Here is a 4,059-nt window from a genome sequence, read left to right on the forward strand (position 1 = left end):
AGCAAACAGCCTCGGCCTCACCATCCGCTTCGACCCGATCGTAGAACCCGTAACCGCCTGACCAGCACCAACTCTCTTCTTTTCGTGTCAGACCCTCGAGACACCCACGCTCGGGTCATGAGCCCTGGATCGGGTAGTGGTCCGAGTAGTCGCGGTACTGGGTGCTGTTCAAGGTCCACGGGGAGGGGTGGACGTTGAGCCCGGAGTTGGTCCAGGTCGCCGGGTGGGCGTGGGATGCGTTGAAGAGGATGTAGTCGAGCCATTGGCGTGGTTCGCCGGTGTAGCGGGCCTTGGCGAGTGAGTTGCTCACGGGGTCCATGGTGTAGGGCACGCCGGTGAAGGCGGGGGTAGAGGCGTTCAGGGTTGACAGGAGTGTCGGGTACTCGGGTCCGTGACGGTCGATGTTCATGTCGCCGGCGTAGACGATCGCCTCACTTGCCGGGATCTTGAGCCTGTCGACGAAAGTTCGAATCTCTTTGAGCTGGGCTAACCGTACTTTGGCCGCCTCGCCGGTGTTGCAGCCGTCGTCGTCTGACTGGAGGTGTGTTCCGATGACGTTGACTGGGGTGCCGTTGACGTTGAGCCGGACATAGGCGAAGCCCTTGCCCGAGAAGCTGTCGCTGCCGCAGGACTCGTCGTAGATGAACTGCGTTTTGTTCGTGATCGGCCAGCGGCTCAGGACGGCGGCGCCGCCGTCCTCCGGGGTGAAGAAGGAATAGTTGCCCTGGGTGGAGTCCCATCCGCTGGTGGAACGGCCGATCACCGGCGTCTGGTACGGGTATTGAGCCTTCATCTTGCTCTGCAAAATGCCTGACGCGCTGTTGTCGAACAGCTCCTGGAAGACGATCACGTCGTGGTTCTGCACATAGCCTGATGTGCCGATGAGCCCGCCGCGGAAGTCTTGCGCCCATTGGTCGACGACTATGGACGGCAACAGCATCGTGTTGCTGGATACGATGTTGAGGGGCGGCGCCGCGGTGGCTGTGCTGAGGCTCGTTGCTTCGGCGGTCGCGGTGGTGCCGAACACTGCGGCGGCTGCGAGAAAGGTGGCTACGACGGCCGGCAGGGAAGATCTGGTTCGCATGCTGATGCCTCTCTTGTTGACATCTGGGAGTGCAGTCGACCATCGTCTGCCCCAGCCGAAAGGCCGACTCGGGCCCTGGCGGGCGACTTCCATCGGTGCCTCGCTGTGATCCGTGAAGTGATGTGGTGAGGCCATCTCAGCTCAGTTCGTTCACGCCTTGTTCGGCGAGATTGCCTGGCAAGTTCCGTGCGCCTACGCGTCGAAAGTCGGGCTTTTGTGTGGTTGCGGATTGTGCGTGGGATCAGGTCCTGGTCTCAGGTGATGGCGAAGGTGTGTGAGGTGCCGTTAAGGGGGGTGATGTGGCCGGTGAGTCCGTTTTTCCAGTTGCCGTGGTGTGTGATGCGGTAGGTGCCGGTAGGGGTGTCTGCGGGGATGTCCCAGGTGATCGTTGCGGAGGAGGTGGCGCCGAGGGTGCGGGTCCAGCGGTATTTCGTGGCCCAGTCGCCATCGTCGGCGTGACGGGTCCACTGCCCGCCGGTCAAGCGTTGCACTTCGAGGAAGGTCCCGCCGCGGCGCGGGTTGTTCTTGGGGTGGCCGGTGACGAACACGACCGTGACCCGTTCGAGAAGGTGATAGTTGCTTCTGGGCTGGGTGAGGACGTCTCCGAAGTTCTTCAACGGCGCGGGGTCGTCAAAAACGACGCTGGTCTGGAAGTTGAGTTGGCTTGCCGACAGGTCGCGCGGGACGGGGCCCGGGCCATCAAATGTTCCTGTGCGCAAGGCGTTAGCGAGTTTGGCGAATTCCTGTTGGTAGGCGGGGAGTGTGTAGCGGCCGAAGAGCGTTGATCCGCCTTCGTAATGCTGGGAGTCGTATTCCTCGGGTGTGGTGACGTACTGGCTGTAGGCGTTGGCATAGCCCTGGACGAGGACGTTTTCCAGGGGGATGCCGAGTTCTGCGGCCACAGTTTGTCGGAGGCGTAGTCCGGCGACGATGGTGTACTCGGCGGGTCCCGCGATGAGATGCAGCTGCCCGATGCGGACGATCTGCAGCGGCAGTATGTCCGGGGTCCATGGGTACGGCTGCATTATTCCGGTGGGTAAGACCACGATTTTGGGTGCCTGAGCATCGGCGAGAGCCTGTGGGATCGGCGCCTCCAGTCCGCCGAGCGCTTGGACGAGCGGGTTTTGGGCGCCTTCCGGTATGGGGATTCCCGGCCCGTCCTCGGTGCTGCCCGCCAGTGTGGAGGTGCCGATAGCAGCTTTGCATGTTGAGTGCGGTCTTCCGTCCGGCGTGTACTGCCCAGCCACTGTCACCGTAGACATGTCCACGTAACGCAGCCGGGAGTCGACACCGCCAGTGACCTGCTCGACCGCCGAGCCGAACGCGTGCAGTGCTGCACGGAACTGGCGGTCGCCGATGATCCGCGTGTTCTCGAACTCGTTCTCGGTCGGGCCGGATCCCGGACGGAGGTTCAGGTTCGGCGTCACATCGCCGGAATTGGTTTGTGGGAAGCTCGCGACGAATCCGGGCGGCCCATCGAGATAGCGGACCCCGGCGTAGTCGTGCTCCCATGCATAGGCGGCGTAGCCCTTGTTGTCACCGCTGATCAGCCGGTTCGCTCCCGTCATTGACGTGCCGTGTGTGGCGAACCAGCTGATCGCGCCGATATCACGACCTCCCTGCCTGAATCGCAGCACCGTCACTGCGGGATCGATCGCCAGCGGGAACTGCGCCTTGTCCTCCGCGGGGTTGCGATCGAACGCCACCAATGAGCGGTTGGCGCTGGCGTCGGTCAACGCGGTGCGCCCGATCAGCATGCTTCCGGGCGCGAGGTTGTTGTGTGCCCTGCCAATCGCCTCGACAACCCCTGCGACAACACCGTTGTACGTCTGCTCCTGGAACCCGAGAATCGAAAGATTGTACAGCGCGTAGTGCGAATCTCCGCCGCATGCAGAATGCGTGTGCGTGGCATTCAGTAAAACGTTCTGCTCGGTGTACAGACCCCCATACACCTTCGTCAACCTGGCTAGCACGCCCTGATGAACGGACTGGAAGATCGCAGCCAGATCGGCCGTGACGAACACGACCCGCTTGCCCGCGGAATCCACCACCACATACGCCCGTGCCCTGCAGCGCAGATGGATTCCGGTGGTCTTCTGCTGGGTTAAGGAGTATCCCATCATGCCGTTCTCGGCCGCCGGACCGGTTACGTCCGAGATCCCGGACCCGACCAGATACTCACCTTGCGCCGCAACGGACCCTACGGAGTTCACCACATGGGGGGCGGCCGACAAGCCAGCCAGGCCGGCCAGCAGGCGCCTTCTGCTCATTGACATGAGTGCAGTCTTCTCCCGTCGGGATGGGGGAGTGTTTCCGGTGGCGCTGGACCGATCGCGTCAAGGGCGTCCGATGCCCCGGGCTGTCCGACAGTTGGTGGCACTGACCTGGCTGGCAATCCTGCATGCGAGAGTGGTGCACCGCCGGGCAGAACGCGTCAAGAACCGTGGGATGGTCTGATCTTCAGTGGACGTTCATGCGCGCAATTGCGTTCACAGCGAGCACAGGGCTGCGATGCGTTTCGCATCACCCAGGACCTCACAATGCAAGCATGCTCTATTATTCCCACTTCTGAAAGGAAGGAACCGTCCTGGCGGTGTTGTCAGGTTGGGTGATTTGTCGGTGCTGGGATCCGGTTCGGGGCGTGTTCGGTCGTGGTGGTGACGGTTGGTCAGGCCATGGCGGGCAGGCCGGTGGCGCCGGTGATCTGGTCCCAGACGGCGAAGCGGATGATCTTTTCTGCTCGGTGGCGGGCGGCGGTTATGGGGTGGCGTGGGGGCGGGAAGTGGGGTGAGATGCTGCTGAACGCTCCCGGGAAGCGTTGCGCTGCGCTGACGGATCGAAAGCCCTTCATCGCGCGTTCGTGAACCGCCCCGGCGTGTCCGGAGACTCCACTTCGTGAGGAGATGGAGTCCATGTCACGTCCTTCGAGGAACTACCCGGCCGAGCTGCGGGAGCGTGCGGTGCGGCTGGTGGCC

2 protein-coding genes and 1 pseudogene are annotated in these 4,059 nt (G+C 62.9%); all 3 read right to left on the reverse strand.

Annotated features, from left to right (window positions below):
- Positions 1 to 115: 115 nt before the first annotated feature.
- Positions 116 to 1,084 (reverse strand): sphingomyelin phosphodiesterase, encoded by a 969-nt coding sequence (gene sph, locus ABZT03_RS43295; RefSeq protein ID WP_356049694.1) that lies wholly within the window; start codon positions 1,082 to 1,084, stop codon positions 116 to 118.
- Between the two features lie 254 nt (positions 1,085 to 1,338).
- On the reverse strand, positions 1,339 to 3,354 hold the full coding sequence (locus tag ABZT03_RS43300; protein ID WP_356049696.1) for a neutral/alkaline ceramidase: 2,016 nt from the start codon (positions 3,352 to 3,354) through the stop codon (positions 1,339 to 1,341).
- 398 nt (positions 3,355 to 3,752) lie between these two features.
- Positions 3,753 to 3,944, reverse strand: a pseudogene (locus ABZT03_RS43305) (IS6 family transposase); the annotation flags it as partial.
- Between the last annotated feature and the right edge of the window lie 115 nt (positions 3,945 to 4,059).

This window comes from Streptomyces sp. NPDC005574 (assembly GCF_040605435.1).
In the GTDB taxonomy this organism is placed as follows: Bacteria; Actinomycetota; Actinomycetes; order Streptomycetales; family Streptomycetaceae; genus Streptomyces.